This window comes from Georgenia wangjunii (assembly GCF_036421975.1).
Classification (GTDB): Bacteria; Actinomycetota; Actinomycetes; order Actinomycetales; family Actinomycetaceae; genus Georgenia_A; species Georgenia_A wangjunii.
On record NZ_JAZGON010000007.1, the window covers coordinates 1 to 22,989 of the forward strand.

The window sequence follows — 22,989 nt, forward strand, 5'->3', positions numbered from 1 at the left end:
TACGGCGGTCATAGCGAGGGGGAAACGCCCGGTCCCATTCCGAACCCGGAAGCTAAGCCCCTCAGCGCCGATGGTACTGCATGGGAGACTATGTGGGAGAGTAGGACACCGCCGAACACCCTTTCAGTTATGGGCCGCAACCCTTCGGTTGCGGCCCATACCTGTATCCGGACCCGGAATCGACTCCGGATACCGCGACCGCAAAGAGGATGACAATGCCGGAACGCAGCGACCAGACCCCAGCGCCCGACGGCGACCGCCCCGAGAACGGCGGTGCACCTCGCGGCGATCGCGCCCGGAGCTCGAACGGCGAGCGCCGCCGCGACGGCGGGCAGGGCCGGGACGAGCGCGCCGCGCGTCGCCCCGCCGGCGACCGCCCGTACCGGTCCCGCGAGCCCGGACCGCAGCGACCGGCCCACGAGGGCGGGTCGCAGCGACCGGCCCGCGAGGGCCGGTCGCAGCGGCCGGCCCACGAGGGTTCCGGCCGTCCCGTAGGCGGCGGCAACGGTCGCGAGGGCTCCGCACGGCCCGAGCGATCCGGTGGGTTTGACCGGTCGGACCGCCCCGAGCGATCCGGGAGCGCCGACCGCTCGTCCGGCGGCGGGGCCAGCCGGGGAGCTTCTCGCCCCGCCGCCGGCGGGTACAACCGGGAGGGGTCCGGGCGTCCGGCCAGTGGCGGCAATAGCCGCGAAGGTTCTCCTCGTTCCGGCGGTGGCGGTTATAGCCGTGAAGGTTCTTCTCGCCCTGCAGGAGGCGGCTACGGCCGTGAAAGCTCAGGCCGTCCGGAGCGCTCCGGTGGCCCGGGCCGTCCCGCAGGGGGCGGATACAGCAGCAGCCGCGACGGCGGGAGCCGGGCGTCGGACAGCGAGCGCCGCGCGCCGCGTCCCGACCGCGCCGACCGGCCCGTCGAGCCGGACATCGCCGCGGACGTCACGCCGTCGATGCTCGACCGCACCGCGCGCCAGCGCCTGCGCACCCTGACGAAGGACAACGCCGAGCGCGTCGCCCGGCACCTCGTCATGGCCGGCCGGCTCATCGACACCGACCCCGAGCTCGCGTACGAGCACGCCCAGGCCGCCATGCGGCGCGCCGCGCGGGTCGATGTCGTCCGTGAGGCGCTCGCCCTCACCGCCTACGCGACCGAGCGGTACGCGGAGGCGCTGCGCGAGCTGCGCACGGTCCGGCGCCTCAGCGGCGTCGACGCGCACCGCGCGATCGAGGCGGACTGCGAGCGGGGGCTCGCCCGGCCCGAGCGCGCCCTGGCCGTCATCGCCGAGGCACCGCCCGCGGCGAGCCCCGAGGACGCCGTCGAGCTCGCGATCGTCGCGAGCGGCGCCCGCGCGGACCTCGGTGAGCACGAGGCGGGACTCATCGTCCTCGAGAACGCCGAGCGGATCGTCAAGGACCCCGCGCTGCGCCAGCGGCTCGACCTCGTCAAGGCGGACCGGCTCGACGAGCTGGGCCGCAGCGACGATGCCGAGGCGCTCCGCGCGTCCGCCGGGGGAGGCGCCCCCACCGAGGTGGAGGACGAGATCATCGTCACCGACCTCGACGAGGACGAGGAGACCACGTCGTGAGCGCGCCGAGCACCCTCCTCGCCTCGACCGAGCCGCTCGCCCGTGCCTACGACGTCGCGCTGCTCGATCTCGACGGGGTCGTCTACCGCGGCCCCGCCCCCGTCGAGCACGCGAGCGAGGCCGTGGCCGTCGCCCGGGCCGGCGGGATGCGCATGTCCTTCGTGACGAACAACGCCTCCCGTGAGCCGGCCGAGATCGCCCGCCAGCTCACCGGCCTCGGCATGCCGGCCGCCGCCGAGGACGTCATGACGTCCGCCCTCGCCGCGGCCGCCATGCTCGCCGACGAGCTCCCCGCCGGGTCGGGCGTCCTCGCCGTCGGCGCGCCGGCGCTGCGCACGGCGCTCGTGGCCGCGGGCTTCCGGCTCGTCACCGGCGTCGAGGAGCGGCCCGCCGCCGTCGTCCAGGGATTCTCTCCCGACCTCAGCTGGCGCGACCTGGCCCAGGCCGCGTACGCGGTCCAGGCCGGGGCTCGTCACGTCGCCACCAACCTCGACACGACCCTGCCCACCGAGCACGGCATCGCCCCCGGGAACGGCTCCCTCGTCGGCGCCGTCCGCAACGCCACGGGCCAGGTGCCGGCCTCCGCCGGCAAGCCCCAGCCGGCGATCTTCCACCAGGCCGTCCGCCGGGCCGGGGCGCAGGCGCCCCTCGCCGTCGGCGACCGCCTCGACACCGACCTCGCAGGTGCGCGGGCGGCCGGCATCCCCGGCCTCCACGTCCTCACGGGGGTGAGCGACGCCCGCGCCGTCGTCCTCGCGCGCGTCGAGGAGCGTCCCTCGTTCCTCGCGACGGACCTGCGCGGCCTCCTCGAGCCGCACCCCGCCCCCACCCGTGCATCCGACGGGTGGTGGCGCTGCGGCTCCCGGGCCGCTCGCGTCCGCGTCCACGACGGCGAGGCGCGCCTCGAGCTCGACGACGGTGCCCTGGGAGCAGGCGTCGTCCGCGTCGACGTCGACGCCTGGCGGGCGCTCGCCTGTGCGGCGTGGGCGGCGGCGGACGACGGCGCCCCCGTCGCGCCGGGCGCTGTCCCCGTGCTGGAGGTCCCGGCCGGAGCCTGACGTGCGGGGTAGCCTGACGACTGACCCAGCGGCACGAGGAGCGCAGATGAGCGAACCGACTCTCGACCCGACGGCCGCGCTCGACACCCTGCCCGAGCGCGACCTCGCCGAGCACGTCGGCGTCTTCGAGCAGGTCTACGACGCGCTCGCCGCACGGCTCTCCGGCGCCGAGGGCTGAGGTGGCTCGCCTCGTCCGCATCGACGCCGAGCTCGTCCGCCGAGGGCTCGCCCGCTCCCGCCAGCACGCCGGGGAGCTCCTGACCGCCGGGCACGTCAAGCTCGACGGCGGTGTCGTCACCAAGCCCGCCCGCCAGGTCGACCCCGCGCAGGCCCTGCGGGTCACCGCCCCCGCCACCGAGGAGTTCGCCTCCCGCGGCGCGCACAAGCTCGCCGGCGCGCTTGACGCGCTGGGGGCGCGTGCCCCCGTCGTCGCGGGCCGGCGGGCCCTCGACGCCGGGGCGTCGACGGGCGGGTTCACCGACGTCCTGCTGCGGCGGGGCGCGGAGCACGTCGTCGCCGTCGACGTCGGGTACGGCCAGCTCGTCTGGGCCCTCCAGCAGGACGAGCGCGTGACCGTCCTCGACCGCACGAACGTCCGCACGCTCGCGCCCGAGGCCGTCGCGCCCGCTCCCGGGCTCGTCGTCGCCGACCTCTCCTTCATCTCCCTCACGCTCGTCCTCCCGGCGCTCGTCGGTGCGGCCGCGCCGGACGCCGACCTCCTCCTCATGGTCAAGCCGCAGTTCGAGGTGGGGCGCGAGCGGCTCGGGCGCGGCGGGGTGGTCCGGGACGTCGCCCTCCACGCCGAGGCGGTGACGACCGTCTCCCGCGCGGCCGCCGGCCTCGGTGTCGCCACGTACGCCGTCGTCGCGAGCCCGTTGCCCGGGCCGAGCGGCAACGTCGAGTACTTCATAGGGTTGCGCCGTGACCACCCAGACGCCCTCGCGCCCGACGAGCTGGCCGAGGTGATCGCCGAGGCGATCCGCACCGGCCCGGCGGGGGAGCCATGAGCCGCCGGGTGCTCATCGTGCGCCACGACGGCCGCGCCGCGGCGGTCGAGGCCGCCGCGCAGGTCGAGGCCGAGCTCCGAGCCCGGGGCCTCGAGCCCGTCCACGACCAGTCCGACGGCGACCTCGAGGTCGTCCTCGTCCTCGGCGGGGACGGGACGATCCTGCGCGCCGCCGAGCTCGCGCGCGGCAGCGACGTCCCCCTCATCGGCATCAACCTCGGGCACGTCGGTTTCCTCGCCGAGGCCGACCCGGACGGCATCAACGACGTCGTGCGCCGGCTCGCGGAGCGGGACTACACCGTCGAGGAGCGGATGACGGTCGACGTCGTCGTCCAGACCCCCGACGGCACCGTCACCCACGGCTGGGCCATCAACGAGGCGACGGTGGAGAAGGCGGACCGGGCGCGGATGGTCGAGGTCGCCATCGGCGTCGACGGCCGGGGCGTGTCGACCTTCGGGTGCGACGGGGTCGTCATGGCCACGCCCACCGGGTCCACCGCGTACGCGTTCTCCGGCGGCGGGCCCGTCGTGTGGCCCGACGTCGAGGCGCTCCTCGTCGTCCCCATCGCCGCCCACGCGCTCTTCTCCCGGCCCATGGTCGTCGGCCCGTCCTCCGTGCTCGCCGTCGAGATCCTCCCGCGCAGCGAGCTCGCCGCGGCCGTGTGGTGCGACGGGCGCCGCCGGCTCGAGGCGCCGGCCGGCTCCCACGTCGAGGTCCGCCGCGGGCACCAGCCGGTCAAGCTCGCGCGGCTCGAGCCCACCCCGTTCTCGGGGCGGCTCGTCGCCAAGTTCGACCTGCCGGTGACCGGCTGGCGGGGGGCGAGGACCGACCCGTGATCGAGGAGATCCGCATCGAGAACCTCGGTGTCATCGCGTCCGCGCACCTGTGGTTCGGTCCCACGCTCACCGTCATCACCGGCGAGACCGGCGCCGGCAAGACGATGGTCCTCACCGGGCTCGACCTCCTCCTCGGGGGACGGACCGACCCCGCCTCCGTCCGCTTCGGCGCCGAGCGCGCCGGCGTCGAGGGCACGTTCGTCGTCGGCCCGGGCTCGCCGCTCGTCGCCCGCGCGGAGGAGGCCGGTGCCGTCGTCGAGGACGGCGTCCTGCTCCTCGCGCGGACCGTCCCGGCGCAGGGCCGCTCCCGCGCCCACCTCGGCGGGCGGACCGTCCCGCGGGGCGTCCTCGCCGAGCTCGGCGAGGACCTCGTCACCGTCCACGGCCAGTCCGAGCAGCTCGCCCTGCGCTCCCGCGCGCACCAGCGGGCCACGCTCGACGCGTTCGCCGGCCCCGACCACGCCCGCACGCTTGCCGCCTACCGGGCGGCGTGGGCGGAGGTCAGCCGGGCGCGGGCGGAGCTGACCCGGTGGGAGGAGGCCGGCGTCGAGCGCGACGCCGAGATCGCACGGCTGCGCGCCGGGCTCGAGCTGCTCGCCGAGCTCGACGTGCGCCCGGGCGAGGACGTCGAGCTGCGCGCGGAGGCCGACCGCCTCGGCAACGTCGAGGAGCTCCGCCTCGCGGCCGGGCGGGCGCACGCGGCCCTGTCCGGCTCGGCGGAGACCCCCGAGGTCGTCGACGCGACGACGCTCGTCGGCGAGGCCCGGCGCAGCCTCGAGCACGCCGCCGGCCACGACCCGTCCGTCGAGGGGCTCGCCCAGCGCCTCGGCGAGGCCGCCTACCTCCTCACCGACGTCGCCGGAGAGGTGGGGAGCTACCTCGCCTCGCTCGAGGCGGACCCGGCCCGCCTCGACGCCGTCCACGCCCGCCGCGCCGCCATCACGGCCGCCGGCCGCCGCCTCGGGGAGCCCGGTGCCGACGCGCTCCTCGCGTGGGGCGAGCACGCCGGCGCGCGCCTCGCGGAGATCGACGGCCCCACCGATGCCGGCGCCGCCCTCGCCGAGCGCCTCGAGCGCGCCCAGGCCGACCTGCGCGCGCACGCCGAGCAGCTGACGCGCGGGCGCACCGCGGCCGCCGGCCGCCTGTCCGCCACGGTCGGGGCCGAGCTCGCGGGGCTCGCCATGGCCGGCGCGAGCCTGCACGTCAGCCTGCCCGCCCTGCCCGAGCTCGGACCGTGGGGCGCCGAGGACGTCGAGCTCGCCCTCGCCGCCCACCCCGGGGCCCCCGCGCGCCCGCTCGGGTCGGGCGCGTCGGGCGGTGAGCTCTCCCGCGTCATGCTCGCCATCGAGGTCGCCCTCGCCGACGAGGGCGCGCCGGCCGCGGAGGGGGAGCGCCGCACGTTCGTCTTCGACGAGGTCGACGCCGGGGTCGGCGGGCGGGCGGCCGTCGAGGTCGGCCGCCGCCTCGCCCGCCTCGCCCGCAGCGCCCAGGTCGTCGTCGTCACGCACCTCGCGCAGGTCGCGGCCTTCGCCGACACCCACCTCGTCGTGACGAAGGGCGGCGCGCCCGGGGAGAGCACGGCGACCGCTGTGGTCGAGGTCACCGGCGCCGACCGGGAGGGCGAGCTGGCCCGCATGCTCTCGGGCCAGGAGAGCTCCGACGTCGCGCGTCGCCACGCGGCGGAGCTCATGGAGCGCGCCGTCGTGGGACGATGACCGGCGTGAGCCCGCTCTTCCGCCGACGCCGAACCACCACCGAGCCCCAACCCGGGACCGGTGGCATCGCGCGTGTCGACGCCCGCACGAAGAACCTCACCAAGCGGCTGCGCCCGGGAGAGATCGCCGTCATCGACCACCTCGACCTCGACCGCGTCTCCGCCGAGGCGCTCGTCGCGTGCCGTCCCGCGGCCATCCTCAACGCCGCGCGGTCGACGTCCGGGCGCTACCCGAACCTCGGTCCGGGCATCATCATCGAGGCCGGCATCCCCCTCGTCGACGACCTCGGGCCCGGGCTCATGGCCCTCGCCGAGGGGGCGACGTTGCGCGTCGAGGGCGGGGAGGTCCACTCCGGCGGCACCCTCGTCGCCGAGGGCGTCGCCCAGGACGCCGCGAGCGTCGAGGCCGCCATGGAGGAGGCGCGCGCGGGCCTGGCCGTCCAGCTCGAGTCCTTCGCCGCCAACACGATGGACTACCTGCGGCGCGAGCGGGAGCTGCTCCTCGAGGGCGTCGGCGTGCCCGACGTCCGCACGAGCTTCGAGGGCCGCCAGGCGCTCATCGTCGTGCGCGGCTACCACTACAAGGAAGACCTCGCGATGCTGCGCTCCTACGTGCGGGAGTACCACCCGGTGCTCATCGGCGTGGACGGGGGAGCGGACGCCATCCTCGAGGCGGGGTGGACCCCGGACATGATCGTCGGGGACATGGACTCCGTCTCGGACAGCGCGCTCGCGTGCGGCGCCGAGATCGTCGTCCACGCCTACCGCGACGGGCGCGCCCCCGGCACGGCCCGCATGGAGCAGCTCGGGATCGAGCACGTCGTGTTCCCGGCGACCGGCACGAGCGAGGACGTCGCGATGCTCCTCGCCGACGACAAGGGCGCCGAGCTCATCGTCGCCGTCGGCACGCACGCCACCCTCATCGAGTTCCTCGACAAGGGCCGCTCCGGCATGGCCTCGACGTTCCTCACCCGCCTGCGCGTCGGGAGCAAGCTCATCGACGCCAAGGGCGTCTCCCAGCTCTACCGCACCCGGATCTCTAACGTGCAGATCCTCCTCCTGGCCCTCGCCGGGCTCATCGCCATCACGGTCGCCCTGGCGTCGACGACCTTCGGCCAGACCCTGTTCCTGCTCATCATGGCGAGGATCGACGACCTCACCTCCTTCGTCCGTGTGCTGCTGGGGATCGCCCCGGCCGCGACGTCCTGACCTGCCCCGGGGGATAGACCAACCGTGATCGACTTCCGTTACCACCTCGTCTCGCTCATCTCGGTGTTCCTCGCCCTCGCGCTCGGGATCCTCCTCGGCGCTGGCCCGCTCAACGAGACGATCGGTGACCAGCTCACGGGTCAGGTCGAGGACCTGCGCACGGACCGCGACCGGCTGCGCACCGAGCTCGAGCTGAGCCGGGCGGACGCCGAGAACCGCGACGTCTTCATCGCCGCGGTGGCCCCGGACGTCGTCGGCTCCCGCCTCGAGGGGCGCGCCGTCGCCGTCGTCAGCCTCCCGGGGGCCGAGGAGGACGACGTCGCGGACGTGCGCGCGCGCATCGAGCAGTCCGGCGCCACCGTCTCCGCCGAGGTCGCCGTCACGCCCGCGTGGACGGACCCCGAGACAGACACGTTCCGCTCGAGCTTCGCCGGCCAGCTCCTCGGCTACCTCGCCCCGGCGCCCGAGGGTGACGCGAGCACGGACGCGATCCTCGGCGCCGCGCTCGGCCAGGCGCTCACGGCGACCGACGCCACCGGCGGGCTCACCGTCGAGGCCGAGACCCTCCTCGACCTCCTCGCCTCCGCCGACGACCCCCTCGTCTCCGTCGTCGAGGGCCCCGCCGGCCCCGCGAACGCCACGGTCCTCGTCGCCCCGCGCACCGAGCCGCTTCCCGAGGCGCAGGACGAGTCGGGCGACGCGGGGGAGGAGGAGGACACCGCCGCGGCGCAGACGGTGACGAGCGCCCACGTCAGCCTCGCGCAGGCGCTGTCGGGTACGGGGGAGGGCAGCGTCGTCATCGGCGCGGCCGTCACCGACCTCGACCTCGTCACCGCCGTGCGCGCCGACGGTGACGTGGCCGCCGTCGTCACGACCGTCGACTCCGTCGCCGACGTCACCGGCCGGGTGAGCGTGCCGCTCGCCCTCGCCGCGGACATCTCCGGGGACAACGGCCACTACGGCTTCGGCGTCGGGGCCGAGCAGCCCGTGCCCGAGTCCGTCTACCTCGCGCCGCCGGCCCCGCCGGAGCCCGAGCCCGCCCCGACCGACGCGCCGGCCCCCACCGGCGAGCCGACCGAGGCGGCGGCCACCGAGGCGCCGACCGAGACCGGGCAGGACGGGTGAGCCGGCTCGTCGCGGCGGCGCTCGGCGCGGGCTCGAGCGCCCTCGCCGCCGCCGCGCTGCGCGCCGTGCCCCCGGGCGGGCGGGAGCGTTGGGCCCGGTCGAACTACGCCGGGCGCGAGGTCAGCCTCCTCGGCGGGGCGGCCGCTGCGACGGCGACCGTCCTCGCGGGGGCCGGCGGGGGCGGTCGCACCGCCGGGGCCACGGCGCTCGCCGCCGCCGCCGGGGGCGCCTTCGGGGCGCTCGACGACCTCACGGAGGACCCCGCGGGCGCGACGAAGGGCCTGCGCGGCCACCTCGGCTCCCTCGCCCGCGGGCGGGTGACGACTGGCGCCCTCAAGGTCCTCGGCATCGGCGCGGGCTCGCTCGCCGCGGCCGCCGTCCTCACCGTCGGCACCCCCGCGGCGGGGCCGGCGCCGGGGCTGCGCCGGGTGGGCGACACGCTCGCCCGCGGCGCGCTCATCGCCGGCACCGCCAACCTCCTCAACCTCTTCGACCTGCGCCCCGGCCGCGCGCTCAAGGTCGCCGCCGGGCTCGGCGGCGTCCTCGCCGCGGCCGGGGGGCCCGGCGGACGCGCCGCCGCGGGGGTGTGCGGTGTCGCGCTCGCGTCCCTGCCCGCGGACCTGGGGGAGCGGACGATGCTCGGCGACACCGGCGCGAACGCCCTCGGTGCCGCGCTGGGCACGTCCCTCGCGGTCCACCGCTCGCCCCTCGTGCGCACGGGGGCGCTCGCCGGTGTCGTCGCCCTCACCCTCGCGAGCGAGCGGGTGAGCTTCTCGGCGGTCATCCGGCGCACCCCGCTGCTGCGCCGCCTCGACGAGTGGGGCGCCGCCGGCGGTCGCCGGTGAGCGCGTGAGCGCGCCCGGGGCCACCCGGCTGCGGGGCCTGCTCGCCGGGGTCGCCGGCGCGGCGGGCATGATCGCCGTGCTCACGGTGCTCTCGCGCGCCGTCGGGTTCGGGCGCTGGTTCGCCCAGTCCGCGACGCTGGGGGACTCGGCGACGGCCAACGCCTACGCCTCGGCGAACCTCCTGCCCAACGTCCTGTTCGAGGTGGCTGCGGGCGGGGCGCTCGCCGGCGCGGTCGTCCCGCTCCTCGCGGCCCCGCTGGCCCGCCACCTGCGCGCCGACGTCGACCGCATCTCCTCGGCGCTGCTGACGTGGACCCTCCTCGTCCTCGTGCCGCTCGGTGCCGCCGTCGCGCTCCTCGCGGGCCCGATCGTCGCCCTCCTGCCGGACTCGGCCGGCTCCGACGTCGAGTCCCAGCGCGCGCTCGCGACGTACTTCCTGCGCGTGTTCGCCCTGCAGATCCCGCTCTACGGCGTCGGCGTCGTCCTCACGGGCATCCTCCAGGCGCAACGCCGGTTCCTCCTGCCCGTCCTCGCTCCGCTCGCCTCGAGCGTCGTCGTCATCGGCGCGTACGTCGCGTTCGGCGCGCTCTCCGGCGGGATGGCCGACGACCCCGAGCGCCTGTCCGCGGCCGCGCTGCAGTGGCTCGCCTGGGGCACGACGGCGGGCGTGGCGGCCATGAGCCTGCCCCTCCTCGTCCCCGTCCTGCGCGGGGGCGTGCGCCTGCGTCCGACGGCCCGCTTCCCGGCGGGCGTGGGCCGCCGCGCGCGCAACCTCGCCGCGGCGGGGATCGGGGCGCTCCTCGCCCAGCAGGTGAGCGTCGTCGTCGTCCTCGTCCTGGCCCGCTCCGGCGGCGTCGAGGGCACGATCACGATCTTCCAGTACTCCCAGGCGGTGTACTTCCTGCCCTACGCCGTCCTCGCCGTCCCCGTCGCCACCGCTGTCTTCCCGCGCCTCGCCGAGGCCGCCGCGGACCCGGACCGCGCGCGCTTCGCGGCGATGGCGGCCGGGTCCACGAGGGTCGTCACCGCGGCGGCGCTCGCGGGCGTCGCGCTCCTCGTCGCGGGCGCGCCGGGGGCGACGGCCGTCTTCTCCCTGCGCAGCCCCATGGAGGGGATGACGACGGCGATCACGTGGATGGCGCCCGGCGTGCTCGGGTACGCGCTCATCTTCCACGTCTCCCGCTGCCTGTACACGATCGACCGTGGGCGCGCGGCCGTCGTCGGCACGGCCGCGGGGTGGCTCACCGTCGCGGCGGCGAGCGCGGTCGCGGTGCGGCTCCTCGCCCCGGAGGGCGGCGACGGCCCCGCGACGCTCCAGGGCCTGGCCGTCGGCTCGACCGCCGGGATGGTCGTCGCCGGCCTCGGCCTCCTCGTCGCCCTGCGCCACGCCGTCGGGGGACCCGCGCTCGCCGGGCTCGCGCGCACCCTCCTCGTCGGCTCGGCGGGCGCCGTCGCGGGGGCCCTCCTCGGGCGGCTCGTGACGACGGCGCTCCTCGACGGGCTCGGTGCCCAGTTGCCGGCGGCGCTCCTGGCTGCTTCCCTCGGATGCATGGTCGCCGCTGGATCTGTCCTCGCCCTGCTCGCCCTCGCGGACCGCTCCGCGCTCCGGGTGGGGCGGTGGACGTGAGCGAGAACGCACCGCTGCGGGTCCTCCAGCTCACCTCCTCGAGCGCCGGGGGCGTCGCGCGGCACGCGCGCCAGGTGAGCGAGCTCCTCAGCCGCGCGCCGCGGCGCGTCGGCACGGTCGTCCGGGCCGAGGACGACGGCGGGGCCCAGGTGGTCCTTGCCGGCCCGCCCGACGTCGTCGCCGGCGCGACGGTGCCGAGCACGGTCATCGACATCGCCGACCGGCCCCGCCCCAGCGACGTCAGCGCGGTGCGGCGGCTGCGGCGCCTCGCCCGCGGCGCCGACGTCGTCCACGCGCACGGCCTGCGGGCCGGGGCGGCGGCCGTCCTCGCCCTGCGCACCCTGCGCCGGCGTCCCGCGCTCGTCGTCACCCTCCACAACGCGCCCGTCGGCGGGAGGCGGGTCCACGCCGTTGCCGCCGTCCTCGAGCGGACCGTCGCCCGCGGCGCCGACGTCGTGCTCGGGGTCAGCGGCGACCTCGTCGCCTCCGCCCGCGAGCTCGGCGCCACCGACACCGAGCGGGCGCTCGTGCCCGCCCCGGCCCGGGCTGCGGCCACGACGCCCGACGTCGCCACCCTCCTCGCGCTCGGTCTCGGGCAGGGCGAGCGGCTCGTCCTCACCGTCGGCCGCCTCGCCCCCCAGAAGGGGCTCGACCTCCTGTGCGAGGCGGCGGCGCTCCTGCCCGGGCGCGTCGACGGCGTCGTGCGGTGGGTCGTCGTCGGGGACGGCCCCCTCCACGACGAGCTCGAGCGGCGCGTCCGGGCCGAGGGACTGCCCGTCCACCTCGCGGGCCGGCGGGAGGACGTGGCGAACCTCATGGCCCACGCCGACGTCGTCGTCTCCACCTCGACGTGGGAGGGCCAGCCCCTCGCCGTGCAGGAGGCCCTCGCGGCCGGAGCCGCTGTCGTCGCCACCGACGTCGGCGGGACGGGCGAGGTGACGGGCGACGCGGCGGTGCTCGTGCCGCCGGACGCCACGGCCCTCGCCGACGCCGTCGCCCGCGTCCTCGGCTCGGACGACGTCCGAGACGGGCTGCGGGCACGCGCCCGGGAGCGCGCCGGGGAGCTGCCCGGGCCGCAGGACGTCCTCGACCAGCTGCGGGCGGTCTACGACCGAGCCCTCACGCACAGGTGCTAGGGTCGAAGCCCGTGGTCACCCATTCGGACCGGCGTCCCGGAACCCCCAGCTTCATCCCTCGACACATCTTCGTGACCGGGGGTGTGGCGAGCTCCCTGGGCAAGGGACTGACCGCCTCCAGCCTCGGTCAGCTGCTCCGCGCACGAGGTCTGCGCGTGACGATGCAGAAGCTCGACCCCTACCTCAACGTGGACCCGGGGACGATGAACCCCTTCCAGCACGGTGAGGTCTTCGTCACGGAGGACGGCACCGAGACCGACCTCGACATCGGCCACTACGAGCGGTTCCTCGACGTCGAGCTCTCCGGTGCGGCGAACGCGACGACCGGTCAGGTGTACTCGACCGTCATCGCCAAGGAGCGGCGCGGGGAGTACCTCGGCGACACCGTCCAGGTCATCCCGCACATCACCGACGAGATCAAGGCCCGCATGCGGGCGCAGGCGTCCCCGACCGACGGGTCGGCCCCGCCGGACGTCATCATCACCGAGATCGGCGGCACGGTCGGCGACATCGAGTCCCAGCCGTTCCTCGAGGCGGCACGGCAGGTGCGCCACGAGCTCGGCCGCGAGAACGTCTTCTACCTCCACGTCTCGCTCATCCCGTACCTCGCGGCGAGCGGCGAGCTCAAGACCAAGCCCACCCAGCACTCCGTCAACGCGCTGCGCAGCATCGGCATCCAGCCCGACGCCGTCGTGTGCCGCACGGACCGCGAGCTCCCCGAGGGCGTCAAGGCGAAGATCGCGCTCATGTGCGACGTCGACCGCGAGGCCGTCGTCGAGTGCCGCGACGCGTCGTCCATCTACGAGATCCCCGCGGTCCTCCACCGCGAGGGCCTCGACGCCTACGTCGTGCGCCGCCTCGACGTCCCGTTCCGCGACGTCAACTGGCGCGACTGGGACGAGCTCCTCGAGCGCGTCCGCCGCCCCAAGGACGACGTCGAGGTCGCGCTCGTCGGCAAGTACATCGACCTGCCCGACGCGTACCTGTCCGTGACGGAGGCGCTGCGCGCCGGGGGGTTCCACCACCGTGCGCGCGTGGCGATCCGCTGGGTCACGTCCGACGACTGCGAGACGCAGGAGGGCGCGGCCCACGCGCTCGGCGGCGTCGACGCCGTCCTCATCCCCGGCGGGTTCGGGGTCCGCGGCATCGAGGGCAAGCTCGGCGCCCTGCGCTGGGCACGCGAGAACCAGGTGCCCACCCTCGGCATCTGCCTGGGCCTGCAGGCCATGGTCATCGAGTTCGCCCGCACGGTCCTCGGGCTCGAGCAGGCCTCCTCGACCGAGTTCGAGCCCGACACCCCCCACCCCGTCGTCGCGACGATGGCCGAGCAGATCAACTTCGTCGAGGGCGGCGGCGGGGACATGGGCGGCACGATGCGCCTCGGGCGCTACGAGGCGGTCCTCGAGCCGGGCTCGGTCGTGGCCGAGGCCTACGGCTCCCTGACCGTGACCGAGCGGCACCGCCACCGGTACGAGGTCAACAACGCCTACCGCGACGCGCTCGCCGAGGCGGGCCTGACGATCTCCGGGCGCTCACCCGACTCCTCCCTCGTCGAGTTCGTCGAGCTCGACCGGAGCCGGCACCCGTACTACGTCGCCACGCAGGCCCACCCCGAGTTCAAGTCCCGCCCCACGCGCGCGCACCCTCTCTTCGCGGGCCTCGTCGGCGCGGCGCTCGACCGGCAGCGGGAGACCCGCCTGCTCGAGGTCGACGAGGTGGCCGGGGCGTGAGCCAGGCCGGTGGGTCGGGCGTCGTGGACACCCGCGACGCGGGCCGCGAGGTCCTCTCCCGCACCGCCCTCCACGACGGCAAGGTCTTCGACCTCGTCGCCGAGGAGGTCCGGCTCACGCCCGACGACGGCGCGCCGGTCCTGCGCGAGTTCCTCGACCACCCCGGGGCGGTCGCCGTCGTCGCGCTGCGCGAGCGGACCGACGGCGCGGACGGCGACGAGGTCCTGCTCATCGAGCAGTACCGCCACCCCGTCCGCGCGCTCCTGTGGGAGGTCCCGGCGGGGCTGCTCGACGTCGACGGCGAGGACTACCTCGCCGCCGCACGGCGCGAGCTTGCTGAGGAGACCGACCTGCGCGCCGAGCGCTGGGACGTCCTCGTCGACTTCTTCACCACGCCGGGCGGGTCGAACGAGTCGCTGCGGATCTACCTCGCACGCGACGTGAGCGAGGTGCCCGCCGCCGAGCGCCACGAGCGCGAGGACGAGGAGCGGGACATGCCCACCCGGTGGGTGCCGCTCGACGACGCCGTCGCGGCCGTCCACGCGGGCCGGATCCACAACCCGAGCGCCGCCATGGGGATCTTCGCCGCGGCGAGCGCCCGGGCGCAGGGTTGGGCGCCGCTGCGCCCAGCCGACGCCCCCTGGATGCGCTGAGCGTCACGAAAATTGGGTATCGGGCAGAGGGTCCGCACGACCATCGTCGACCGGGGCCCAAGCCGACAGTTTCGGGGCGGCCAGCACGCACTCGAGTCCGGTCCCCACGTGACGCTCGGTCCCAGCGTCTATGGTCGCGGGTGTGGGTTGATCCATCGCTCGCTCCGCCGCCGTGGTCCTCCTAACAATCGCGGCTTCGGCTTGTAGCGCCGACGACGAACGCACGATCGAACGCACGGAGTGGCTACTCTCCGGAGCCGCTCACGGCAAGACGGGGCGGCGGCCGGATTCTCGAGCGATCGCCCGTCCCAGCGGCGGATCCGCTACCGGACGGCGGTCGGGTAGGACAGACTGGGTGTGGTGACTGATCCTGGCGATGCCCGCACCTTCCGCAGCGCTACCCCTGATGACCAGCTCCTCCTTGACGAGTGGACCGCCACCGAGCCAGTGGCGTGGGTGAACCGGTCTCGTCTCCATGACGAGCTCGCTACGCAGAACTACCGGTACGAGTGGTCCTGGCTGGCGGAACGGTCCGGCCAGCCGGTCGGTCGGGCACTGTGGTGGGGAAGCTCGACCGCCGAGCGCCCCGTCACACTGGATTGCCTACTCGTCGCGCCGACCGAGGAGCGCCCCGAGAACATCGGAGCCGGCCTCATCCGCGCCGCACTCAACTCCTTCGGACCGGATGCGGCGTTGGAGTTCAATGTCGACGTCGCGGCCGACTGGAGAACGGACGCGGCGGCAGTGCGAGCCGTCGAGTGGCGGCAGCGCGCAGCTCACGAGGGCGGGCTCACCCGCACCACGGAACGAGTCAGCTTCGCCAGGACGAACACTGATCCTCTGCCGACACGACCTGTGCGACTTCGCTTCACGGGCGGCACAGACGAGGAGTTCCGCGAACTGTTCGCCGCCGTGGCGACGGGCAGCCTTGATGCCCACACCGCGGACGCGGTGGCCGAGCACGGCGTCGACGCCTTCGCTGACGACGAGCTCGCGTTCTACCTCTCGCTACCCGGTCGTCGGGACGCCTGGCAGATCGCTACCCTGCCCGACGGCACCATGGCCGGGTTCATCATCCCGACCAGGGCAGCCTATGACGCCAGCATCAGCTACCTCGGTGTCCTGCCGGAGCACCGCGGACACGGATACGTGCACGAACTGCTCTCCCAGATGGTCCACGTCCACCATGACGATGGCCAAGAGAGGATTGTGGGCACCACGGACGCCGCGAACACTCCCATGCGCGCCGCCTTCGAGCGCGCCGCCTTCAAGGTCACGCGCGTACGGATTGTCCACGCCAGCTAACGCCGCCACCACCAGCCAGAGTGTCAATGCGTCTCACTGACCGATCCTCTTCTGGGATCCCCGAACACCTCGGACATGCCGATGTGGGAAAGCTTTTCCAGTCACGGTAGGCGCGCAGCTCACGGACAGTCCAAGTGCGGCCGTTGACGACCGGGGTGATCTCGGCGCGCCCGATGACGACGATGCGGTCCTTGCCGTCGATGAACTCCTCCGGCACGTAGTGGGCACTGGCGCGCTCGCCGACGATGGCGAACATGGACCTAACACCTCCGGGCCCTACATATGACTGCCGCGCCATGGCACCGCCTCGGACTGCGTGGAGACGAACCCGTCACCCATCAGTGAGGTGAAGGCGTCCAGATCGCCTTGGCCGAAGGCCTGGTAGTCCGACTCCACGGCCTCCATGTTCGTCGTCCTCCCGACATAGGTCGAGGCGGCATCGCGTTCTGTGTCCGGCCTGTCCAATGTCTCATCAGTCATATCGTGAGCCTAGAACCTCAACAGAACGTGAGGTCAATCGGCCTGCAGGCAGCCATTGCCCGCCTGCACCGGCCGCCCACGGCGTCCAAACGCGCTCACTCCCGCATCGGATCGGCCAGCGAAGGGCCCGATCCGGAGAGCCGTACGACGCTCTCAGGCACTGACTCCGGTGAGCCAGGCCCTCAGCACAGCGGCCGCATCCACCGGTGTGCCGCGCACACCGGTGCCGATCAGGCGGTCGTAGAAGAGCCCGTTCATGATGCCGATCAGGTCGATGGCCCGTTGCTCACTGTCGGATATCCCGAGTCCGTCGAGCAGCCGCCTGGCCTGATCGAGCACGGTGGCGCGGACCGGCGACTCGGTGGTGAGCAGCGCATGCAGTTCGGGGTCGTTGAGGCAGTCGACGGACAGTGCCATCCGCGCTCGGATGTCGATGCCGCGGGCGACAACGTTTTCAAACGCGGCGATGAGCTGCTCGACGGCCTCCTCGATCGTGCGGGGTATCGGCGCGTCGGGCGCCCGCAGGTGGGCGATGTCGGCGATTCGCTGGACCACTAGCAGCACCAGGTCGCGGCGGGTACGCGCGTAGTTCGATGTCGAACCCTCTGGCAAGCCGAGGCGACGGTCGATCTGGCGATGGGTGAGCGGGCGGCCGCCGCCTTCAGCGACCAGTTCCATCGCCGCCTGCGCGATGTCGTCTCGCCGTGTCATTCGAAACCTCCTTGAAGTCACTACGGTCGTAGTCTACGATGACTACCATCGTAGTGATGGAGCCGCGCAGGGGCCATATGACACGCACTCGGGCCCCACGAAACGAAAGACGGAAGGAAAGACCATGACCACACCCATCCTGGTCACCGGGGGCACAGGAACCCTTGGCGGCCACGTTGTACCTGGGTTGCGGGCGGCCGGTCACGACCTGCGGGTTCTGAGCCGAACCCCCACGAAGCCCCTCGAAGGCATCGAGCACGTGACCGGTGATCTTCTCCAGGCCACCGGGATCGAGCCCGCCGTGGACGGAATCGACACGATCGTGCACCTGGCGGGCGGCCCGAAGGGCGACGATGCGGCCACGGGAAACCTGGTACGTGCCGCCAGCCGGGCGGGGGTCCGGCATATCGTCTACATCTCGGTGATCGGCGCAGACAGGATCCCGCTGGGCTACTTCAAGGCCAAGGCCGGCGCTGAGCATGCGGTCGCCGAGTCCGGCATCTCGTACTCGATGCTGCGAGCCGCCCAGTTCCACGACCTGGTCCTCACCGTCGTGCAGAAGATGACGAAGATGCCGGTTGTGCCGGTCCCGGGCGGACTGCGGTTCCAGCCGGTCGACGCACGCGAGGTCGCGGCTCGTCTGGTGGAGCTATCTCTCGGCACCCCGGCGGGGCGGGTGGCCGATCTGGCCGGACCGACGGTGTACGGCATGGGGGAACTGGCCACGAGCTACCTGCAGGCACGTGGCATGCACCGTATGAAACTGCCGGTGCGGATGCCCGGTAAGACTGGCCGGGCGTACCGCGCCGGGGACAACCTCAACCTCACCACGGCGGCTCGCGGCAAGCGCAGCTGGCAAGCGTTTCTGGGCGAGCAGTCGTCCTCCGGCCATCGGCGACGCAAGTAGCTGCAGGCCGCGCGGCCAGATAGGGATCGGGCGCGCCTCGGCACGCGGCAGCCGCCGCCCGGAATGAACCCGAACCACGCTCTACGTGAGGATGCTCATGCCCGTCGGATACCTGATCACCGTGCTGGTCGTTGCGACCTTCACGGCGGTGGCGCTGGCCCCACCGACGCGTCCTCGGGTGGCTGCGTACGCGGCGTACCTGATGGGGATGGTGGTGAACGAGGTACCACACCTTGCGGCCGGACTCGCCCTGGCCACCGCGACCGCGACGGCCCTCGTCGAGGGCGACCTCGGACGCGACGGTGCGTCGCTGGCGCTGTTGGTCGCGGCCGGTGCGGTGATGGTCGGACTAGGGGTGGTGGCCGCCCGCGGGATCCGCTCCTGGAGCTCGGTCACGGAGGGGTTGCGCACGGCCGGCATCGCTTCCCCGGACGCTCCCCGCGCGTGGGCCCTCCGGACGGCGCTCACACCGATCCCGTTCCAGCCCCATGCGGTCGCCCGGATCGCCGACCTGCGCTACGGCGACCATCGGCGCCAGCGGCTCGACGTGTACCACCGCCGCGACCGGCCGGCCGGTGGGCCGGTTCTGGTCTACTTACATGGCGGCGGCTACAACTCCGGCAGCAAACACCACGAAGGCCGGGCACTCCTGCACCGGCTGGCCGCCCGGGGATGGGTCTGCGTGAGCGCCACCTATCGGCTGCGCCCGCGTGCGGGGTTCGAGGAGCACCTCGCCGACGCCCGAGCCGCGCTGGCCTGGGCACGCGCCCACGCGACTGACTACGGTGCCGACCCGAGCACGCTGGTCTTGGCTGGAAGCTCCGCCGGCGCCCATCTGGCATCCCTGCTCGCGCTGGACCCCGATAGGCGGCCGACAGCCGCCATCTGCCTGTACGGCTACTACGGCCGCTACTACGGCCACACCGTGGCTGAACCGGTCCCGTCCACGCCGTTCGCGTTGTCCGCCGCCGGGGCGCCGCCGTTCTTCATCGCGCACGGTGACCGGGACAGCTTGACACCGGTCGAGGCGTCACGGGCGTTGACCACAAAGCTCCGCGAGGAGTCGCCAGGGCCGGTGGTGGGCGTCGTGCTTCGCGGCGGTCAGCACGGGTTCGACCTGCTGCATTCATGGCGCTATTCGGCGGTGCTGGCAGGGGTCGACGCGTTCCTGGCCGATCCCCGGGTCGGGATCCGCCTCGCCTAACACATCTCGTCCATGGGCGGTGTCGAAAGTTTGAGCGGGTCGCCGACGAGCGGCGACCCCGAAGTGAAATGGAGTCAGTATCACGATGAGCACCATCGCAACTGTCGTTGTCATTCTTGCCGCGGCGTGGGTCGGGTTCTCGGCGTTCTCCGTCTTCACCAACAAGTCGTGGGTGGTCGACAACTTCGTCGACTACGGCGTCCCGCGCACCTGGTGGGTCTGGCTGGGTTCGGCGAAGGCGCTCGGCGCGGTCGGCCTGGTCATCGGTCTGTGGATTCCGCCGATCGGTATCGCCGCAGCGGTCGGCCTCGCCCTGTACTTCGTCGGGGCCGTCATCACGGTCCTCCGCGCCCGGGCCTACGCCCACGTGCCGTTCCCGCTGCTGTACTTGGCACCGGTCGTCGCAGCAGGGCTGATGACGGCCACCGCATAGGCGCGGCCGACGTCGCTTCTTGACTGATGATGGCGGTCCAGAAGATCCGGCCGCATCTGTATCGCCTGCTTCTGGGCCGCCACCAGGCACATCTTTGGTCGGACGGCGACGGCAGCCCGCTGGTCGATGGCGACATCGCGGCCGAGCACGGTGGCGAGGTGACGCTCGGCGTGTTCAACCTGAATCGGACGGAAGCCCGCCGCGTAGTTTCGCCGCCCTCGGCGACCTCGACGTGGACGTCGCCTGCTTCGGGCAACGTGAGGGCGCGTGCGTCAATCTCCAACGTGGCCTCTCGCCGCATGCTGGAACACTGCGGCTTTGCCCGGACGGGGGCAGACGAAAGGCCCGACGGTTCTTCGCGGACCTTCATCGGCTACCGGAAGGAACTCGATGACACGACTGGAGGTGCCGTGCACTGACAACTGCTGACGTGGACGATCCGGTGTCCTGCGAGCCGAACGCTCACCGGACATACCGCGACTGCCCTGCGGCATCACCCGTGCTCGATTCGGACTGTCCCGTAGACCCGTCCGGTGATGTGACCGGTGACGGGGCGCCATCCGACACTCGCGGGGCGACCACTGCCCCGACGTCCACCAACTGGCCTATCTCCCGAGACGCCGCGCTACGGCGAGGGCACGGCCGCGCGCTCGCGGGTGCGCAGCGCGTCGAGCGCGTGGACGAGCGAGACGACGAGGAGCGCGGCGCCGAGCATGTGCGCCCCGACGAGGAGCTCGGGGAGCCCCGTGAAGTACTGGACGTACCCGATCGCGCCCTGCGCCAGGGTCACGCCGAGGAGGACCCACCAGGCCCGGCGCGCGGCCGGGGCGTCGCGCAGGAGGACGAGCCCGGCGAGGACGAGGGCGACGAACGCCCACACCGCCCACGCGTGGAGCTTGGAGACGGACGCGGGGTCGAGGGCCCACCGGTAGGCCTCGTCGGCGTCGCCGGAGTGCGGGCCGGCGCCCGTCGTGATGACGCCGAGGACGAGGAGGACGACGCCGACGACGGCGAGCGCGCCCGCGATCGTCCGCACCGGCCGCTCGACCCGCCAGACCGGCTCCCCGTCAGCGGCGCGCAGCCGCAGGAGCAGGTACGTCGAGACCGCGACGAGCGCGAGCGAGATGAGCATGTGCGAGCCGACGATCGCCGGGTGGAGGTCGACCCACACCGTGATCCCGCCGACGACGGCCTGGACGGCGATGCCGATGAGCGGGAGCCACACGAGCCGGCGCAGGGGAGCGGGGCGCGCGGCCGTGGGCTCGCGCCGGTAGACCACCCAGACGAGGGCGACGGCGATGACCCCGAGGACGCCCGTGAGGGTGCGGTTCCCGAACTCGATGAGCGGGTGGATCCCCATCTCCGCGTGGAACTCCGGGGTGAACTGGCCCGGCTCGCACAGCGGCCACTGCGAGCAGCCGAGGCCGGAGCCGGTGAGGCGCACGGCCCCGCCCGTGACGATGATGCCGATCTGGGCGACGAGGTTCGCCACCGCCAGGCCCCACGTGAGGCGGTCGACCCGCGCCGCGCGGGTCGGTGCGGGGCCGGTGGGGGCCGGGGAGACGGGGGCCGAGGTGCTCACCCGACAAGCCTAAGCCGCCGCCGGCGCGGTCCCGGTCCGTGGGCCGGGCGTCCCGTCAGTCCCAGCGGAACGCGCGGCCGGCGAGCCATGCGAGGAGCGCCGTCCACGCGAGGAGGACCGCGGCGGCGAGCCACGGCATGCCGCCGCCGGTGGCGACGTCGCGCATCCCCTCGCCGAGGGCGCCGGAGGGGAGCCACGCGACGACGGCGCCGAGCCAGCCCGGCAGTGATGTGAGGGGGAGCACGACGCCGCCGCCCGCGACGAGGAGGACCCACAGCGTGTTGGCGAGGGCGAGGACGGCCTCGGGCCGCAGCGTGCCGCCGACGAGCATGCCCAGAGCGGTGAACGCGCCGGCGCCGAGGAGGAGGAGGACGGCGGCGGCGGGCGCAGCGGCGAGCGCGTCCCCGACCGCAGGCCGCCAGCCGAGTCCGAGCGCGACGCCGCTGAGGACGGCGACCTGGACGGCGAGGACCGCGAGGACCGCGCCGAGCTTGCCGAGCAGGAGGCCGCGCGGGCCGAGCGGCGTCGTGGCGAGCAGCCGCAGGACGCCCCAGCGCCGGTCGAAGGCGACGGCGATCGCCTGCGAGGTGAAACCGGTCGAGACGGCGGCGAGGGCGAGCACCCCGGCGAGGGCGCGCGCGTGCTCACCGCTCCCGCCGAGGACGTCGGTGCGCACGAGGAGGACGAGCGCGACGGCGGGGAGGATGAACGTGAGGAGGAGCTGCTCACCGTTGCGCAGGACGGCCCGCGTCTCGAACGCCGCCTGCGCGAGGACCCGGCTCGTCGCCGTCGCGCTCATCGCAGGCTCCGTCCCGTCAGGTCGAGGAACGCGTCCTCGAGGGTGCGCCGGTGCAGCTCGACGCCGGCGTCGCCGTGCCCGATCGCGGCGAGCGCCGAGGCGACGACGACGACGGTCCGCGCGTCGAGCGTCACCGGCGCCGCACCGGCCCCGACCTCGATCGCCTCGTCCGCCACGCGGACGGAAAGGTCCGGTCGGCCTGCGGCGGCGAGCGCACGGGCGAGGTCGGCCGCCGTGCCCGCGGGCGCTGCCGGGTCGGCGCCGCCGGGGGAGCGGCCTGCGGCCGGCAGGACGCGGACGTGCGCGCCGCCCGTCAAGGTCGTGGGCGTGCCCTCGGCGATGACCGCGCCGGAGTCGACGACGACGACGTGGTCGGCGAGCGTCTCGGCCTCGTCCATGAGGTGGGTCGTGAGGACGATCGACGTCCCGGCCCCGCGGAGCTCGCGCACGAGCTCCCAGACGACGAGGCGGGCCTGGGGGTCGAGCCCGGCGGAGGGCTCGTCGAGGAAGACGAGCTCGGGCCGGCCGACGATGGCGCAGGCGAGCGCGAGGCGCTGCCGCTGGCCGCCGGACAGGCGCCGCACCGACGTGCGGGCGACGCCCTCGAGGCCGAGCCGCGCGAGGAGCTCGGCCGGGTCCGCGGGGTCGTCGTGGAGGCGGGCGACGTGGCGCAGGACGTCCCCCGCGCGGGGGGCCAGGGGCAGGCCGCCGTCCTGGAGCATGACGCCGACGCGGTGGCGCAGCGCGCCCGCGGCGGCAGGGTCGGCGCGGTCGAGGCCGAGGACGCGGATGTGCCCGGCGTCGGGGCTGCGCAGGCCCTCGCAGCACTCGACGGTCGTCGTCTTCCCGGCGCCGTTGGGGCCGAGGACGGCCGTGACGGCGCCGCGCGTGGCGTGCAGGCTCAGGCCACGGACCACCTCGCGGCGGCCGTAGCGCTTGCGCAGGGCATCGACCTCGAGCGCAGGGGCATTCGACACGTCCGACACCCTACGGCGGCGCCGGAGTGAGGTTGACCTTCCTTGCGGGGAAGCATTTCGGCAACGATCATGTT

Annotated in this window: 24 protein-coding genes and 1 rRNA gene; 19 read left to right on the forward strand and 6 right to left on the reverse strand. The window is 74.3% G+C overall.

Annotated features, from left to right (window positions below; translation table 11 throughout):
* From rrf to V2J63_RS11175, 15 genes are all read left to right on the forward strand, one after another.
* A 5S ribosomal RNA gene (rrf, locus tag V2J63_RS11105) occupies positions 1 to 117 on the forward strand.
* An 824-nt stretch (positions 118 to 941) separates the two neighbouring features.
* Positions 942 to 1,577, forward strand: a complete 636-nt coding sequence (locus tag V2J63_RS11110; RefSeq protein WP_331231106.1) for a hypothetical protein — start codon at positions 942 to 944, stop codon at positions 1,575 to 1,577.
* Entirely contained in the window at positions 1,574 to 2,635 is a 1,062-nt protein-coding gene (locus V2J63_RS11115; RefSeq protein ID WP_331231107.1) for an HAD-IIA family hydrolase, read from the forward strand. The genes V2J63_RS11110 and V2J63_RS11115 overlap by 4 nt, the downstream gene beginning before the upstream one ends.
* Before the next feature lie 46 nt (positions 2,636 to 2,681).
* Positions 2,682 to 2,813, forward strand: coding sequence for a hypothetical protein (locus tag V2J63_RS11120; RefSeq protein ID WP_331231108.1), 132 nt, complete (start codon positions 2,682 to 2,684; stop codon positions 2,811 to 2,813).
* A 1-nt stretch (position 2,814) separates the two neighbouring features.
* Positions 2,815 to 3,642, forward strand: coding sequence for a TlyA family RNA methyltransferase (locus V2J63_RS11125; protein ID WP_331231109.1), 828 nt, complete (start codon positions 2,815 to 2,817; stop codon positions 3,640 to 3,642).
* A complete protein-coding gene (locus V2J63_RS11130) occupies positions 3,639 to 4,478 on the forward strand; it encodes an NAD kinase (protein ID WP_331231110.1) in 840 nt (279 codons plus the stop codon). The genes V2J63_RS11125 and V2J63_RS11130 overlap by 4 nt, the downstream gene beginning before the upstream one ends.
* The gene (gene recN, locus V2J63_RS11135) at positions 4,475 to 6,193 is read left to right on the forward strand and encodes a DNA repair protein RecN (protein ID WP_331231111.1); all 1,719 of its coding nucleotides are present in this window, start codon (positions 4,475 to 4,477) and stop codon (positions 6,191 to 6,193) included. The genes V2J63_RS11130 and recN overlap by 4 nt, the downstream gene beginning before the upstream one ends.
* Positions 6,190 to 7,401: a putative cytokinetic ring protein SteA gene (steA, locus tag V2J63_RS11140; RefSeq protein WP_434056318.1), complete on the forward strand. Its 1,212-nt coding sequence runs from the start codon at positions 6,190 to 6,192 to the stop codon at positions 7,399 to 7,401. The genes recN and steA overlap by 4 nt, the downstream gene beginning before the upstream one ends.
* A gap of 24 nt (positions 7,402 to 7,425) precedes the next feature.
* A complete protein-coding gene (locus V2J63_RS11145; protein WP_331231112.1) occupies positions 7,426 to 8,526 on the forward strand; it encodes a copper transporter in 1,101 nt (366 codons plus the stop codon).
* On the forward strand, positions 8,523 to 9,371 hold the full coding sequence (locus V2J63_RS11150; RefSeq protein WP_331231113.1) for a hypothetical protein: 849 nt from the start codon (positions 8,523 to 8,525) through the stop codon (positions 9,369 to 9,371). Before V2J63_RS11145 ends, V2J63_RS11150 begins: the two co-directional genes overlap by 4 nt.
* A gap of 4 nt (positions 9,372 to 9,375) precedes the next feature.
* Positions 9,376 to 10,998 carry a murein biosynthesis integral membrane protein MurJ gene (gene murJ, locus V2J63_RS11155; protein ID WP_331231114.1) on the forward strand — a complete coding sequence of 541 codons (1,623 nt, stop codon included), beginning with the start codon at positions 9,376 to 9,378 and terminating at the stop codon, positions 10,996 to 10,998.
* Complete coding sequence (locus V2J63_RS11160; protein ID WP_331231115.1) at positions 10,995 to 12,134, forward strand: glycosyltransferase family 4 protein; 1,140 nt, start codon at positions 10,995 to 10,997, stop codon at positions 12,132 to 12,134. Before murJ ends, V2J63_RS11160 begins: the two co-directional genes overlap by 4 nt.
* Positions 12,135 to 12,145: 11 nt before the next feature.
* Positions 12,146 to 13,864: a CTP synthase gene (gene pyrG, locus V2J63_RS11165; RefSeq protein ID WP_331231116.1), complete on the forward strand. Its 1,719-nt coding sequence runs from the start codon at positions 12,146 to 12,148 to the stop codon at positions 13,862 to 13,864.
* A complete protein-coding gene (locus V2J63_RS11170; RefSeq protein ID WP_331231117.1) occupies positions 13,861 to 14,517 on the forward strand; it encodes an NUDIX hydrolase in 657 nt (218 codons plus the stop codon). Before pyrG ends, V2J63_RS11170 begins: the two co-directional genes overlap by 4 nt.
* Positions 14,518 to 14,877: 360 nt before the next feature.
* Complete coding sequence (locus tag V2J63_RS11175; RefSeq protein ID WP_331231118.1) at positions 14,878 to 15,822, forward strand: GNAT family N-acetyltransferase; 945 nt, start codon at positions 14,878 to 14,880, stop codon at positions 15,820 to 15,822.
* Here V2J63_RS11175 and V2J63_RS11180 read toward each other — a convergent pair.
* The 3 genes from V2J63_RS11180 to V2J63_RS11190 form a co-directional block, all read right to left on the reverse strand.
* Positions 15,791 to 16,078: a hypothetical protein gene (locus V2J63_RS11180; RefSeq protein ID WP_331231119.1), complete on the reverse strand. Its 288-nt coding sequence runs from the start codon at positions 16,076 to 16,078 to the stop codon at positions 15,791 to 15,793. The two genes, V2J63_RS11175 and V2J63_RS11180, sit on opposite strands and share 32 nt — an antisense overlap.
* Positions 16,079 to 16,098: 20 nt before the next feature.
* Positions 16,099 to 16,302, reverse strand: coding sequence for a hypothetical protein (locus V2J63_RS11185; RefSeq protein ID WP_331231120.1), 204 nt, complete (start codon positions 16,300 to 16,302; stop codon positions 16,099 to 16,101).
* 153 nt (positions 16,303 to 16,455) lie between these two features.
* On the reverse strand, positions 16,456 to 17,013 hold the full coding sequence (locus tag V2J63_RS11190) for a TetR/AcrR family transcriptional regulator (protein WP_331231121.1): 558 nt from the start codon (positions 17,011 to 17,013) through the stop codon (positions 16,456 to 16,458).
* A 124-nt stretch (positions 17,014 to 17,137) separates the two neighbouring features.
* On the opposite strand from V2J63_RS11190, the gene V2J63_RS11195 reads away from it, so the two are divergent.
* From V2J63_RS11195 to V2J63_RS11210, 4 genes are all read left to right on the forward strand, one after another.
* Positions 17,138 to 17,920 carry an SDR family oxidoreductase gene (locus V2J63_RS11195; protein WP_331231122.1) on the forward strand — a complete coding sequence of 261 codons (783 nt, stop codon included), beginning with the start codon at positions 17,138 to 17,140 and terminating at the stop codon, positions 17,918 to 17,920.
* Positions 17,921 to 18,017: 97 nt separating this feature from the next.
* Complete coding sequence (locus V2J63_RS11200) at positions 18,018 to 19,124, forward strand: alpha/beta hydrolase (RefSeq protein WP_331231123.1); 1,107 nt, start codon at positions 18,018 to 18,020, stop codon at positions 19,122 to 19,124.
* An 85-nt stretch (positions 19,125 to 19,209) separates the two neighbouring features.
* Positions 19,210 to 19,557 carry a DoxX family protein gene (locus tag V2J63_RS11205; protein WP_331231124.1) on the forward strand — a complete coding sequence of 116 codons (348 nt, stop codon included), beginning with the start codon at positions 19,210 to 19,212 and terminating at the stop codon, positions 19,555 to 19,557.
* Between the two features lie 29 nt (positions 19,558 to 19,586).
* Positions 19,587 to 19,976: a hypothetical protein gene (locus tag V2J63_RS11210; protein WP_331231125.1), complete on the forward strand. Its 390-nt coding sequence runs from the start codon at positions 19,587 to 19,589 to the stop codon at positions 19,974 to 19,976.
* Between the two features lie 206 nt (positions 19,977 to 20,182).
* Here V2J63_RS11210 and V2J63_RS11215 read toward each other — a convergent pair whose 3' ends face one another.
* The 3 genes from V2J63_RS11215 to V2J63_RS11225 are packed head-to-tail and all read right to left on the reverse strand — an operon-like array spanning position 20,183 to position 22,915.
* Positions 20,183 to 21,139, reverse strand: a complete 957-nt coding sequence (locus V2J63_RS11215; RefSeq protein ID WP_331231126.1) for a COX15/CtaA family protein — start codon at positions 21,137 to 21,139, stop codon at positions 20,183 to 20,185.
* Between the two features lie 55 nt (positions 21,140 to 21,194).
* Positions 21,195 to 21,938 carry an ABC transporter permease gene (locus V2J63_RS11220; RefSeq protein WP_331231128.1) on the reverse strand — a complete coding sequence of 248 codons (744 nt, stop codon included), beginning with the start codon at positions 21,936 to 21,938 and terminating at the stop codon, positions 21,195 to 21,197.
* Positions 21,935 to 22,915 carry an ABC transporter ATP-binding protein gene (locus V2J63_RS11225; protein WP_331231129.1) on the reverse strand — a complete coding sequence of 327 codons (981 nt, stop codon included), beginning with the start codon at positions 22,913 to 22,915 and terminating at the stop codon, positions 21,935 to 21,937. Before V2J63_RS11225 ends, V2J63_RS11220 begins: the two co-directional genes overlap by 4 nt.
* Positions 22,916 to 22,989: the final 74 nt, after the last annotated feature.

Coding starts and splice junctions, on each gene's coding strand:
- V2J63_RS11110 (WP_331231106.1), top strand. CDS start 942: ATGCTCGACCGCACCGCGCGCCAGCGCCTGCGCACCCTGACGAAGGAC.
- V2J63_RS11120 (WP_331231108.1), top strand. CDS start 2,682: ATGAGCGAACCGACTCTCGACCCGACGGCCGCGCTCGACACCCTGCCC.
- V2J63_RS11130 (WP_331231110.1), top strand. CDS start 3,639: ATGAGCCGCCGGGTGCTCATCGTGCGCCACGACGGCCGCGCCGCGGCG.
- steA (WP_434056318.1), top strand. CDS start 6,190: ATGACCGGCGTGAGCCCGCTCTTCCGCCGACGCCGAACCACCACCGAG.
- V2J63_RS11180 (WP_331231119.1), bottom strand. CDS start 16,078: ATGTTCGCCATCGTCGGCGAGCGCGCCAGTGCCCACTACGTGCCGGAG.
- V2J63_RS11185 (WP_331231120.1), bottom strand. CDS start 16,302: ATGACTGATGAGACATTGGACAGGCCGGACACAGAACGCGATGCCGCC.
- V2J63_RS11190 (WP_331231121.1), bottom strand. CDS start 17,013: ATGACACGGCGAGACGACATCGCGCAGGCGGCGATGGAACTGGTCGCT.
- V2J63_RS11195 (WP_331231122.1), top strand. CDS start 17,138: ATGACCACACCCATCCTGGTCACCGGGGGCACAGGAACCCTTGGCGGC.
- V2J63_RS11200 (WP_331231123.1), top strand. CDS start 18,018: ATGCCCGTCGGATACCTGATCACCGTGCTGGTCGTTGCGACCTTCACG.
- V2J63_RS11205 (WP_331231124.1), top strand. CDS start 19,210: ATGAGCACCATCGCAACTGTCGTTGTCATTCTTGCCGCGGCGTGGGTC.
- V2J63_RS11210 (WP_331231125.1), top strand. CDS start 19,587: ATGGCGGTCCAGAAGATCCGGCCGCATCTGTATCGCCTGCTTCTGGGC.
- V2J63_RS11220 (WP_331231128.1), bottom strand. CDS start 21,938: ATGAGCGCGACGGCGACGAGCCGGGTCCTCGCGCAGGCGGCGTTCGAG.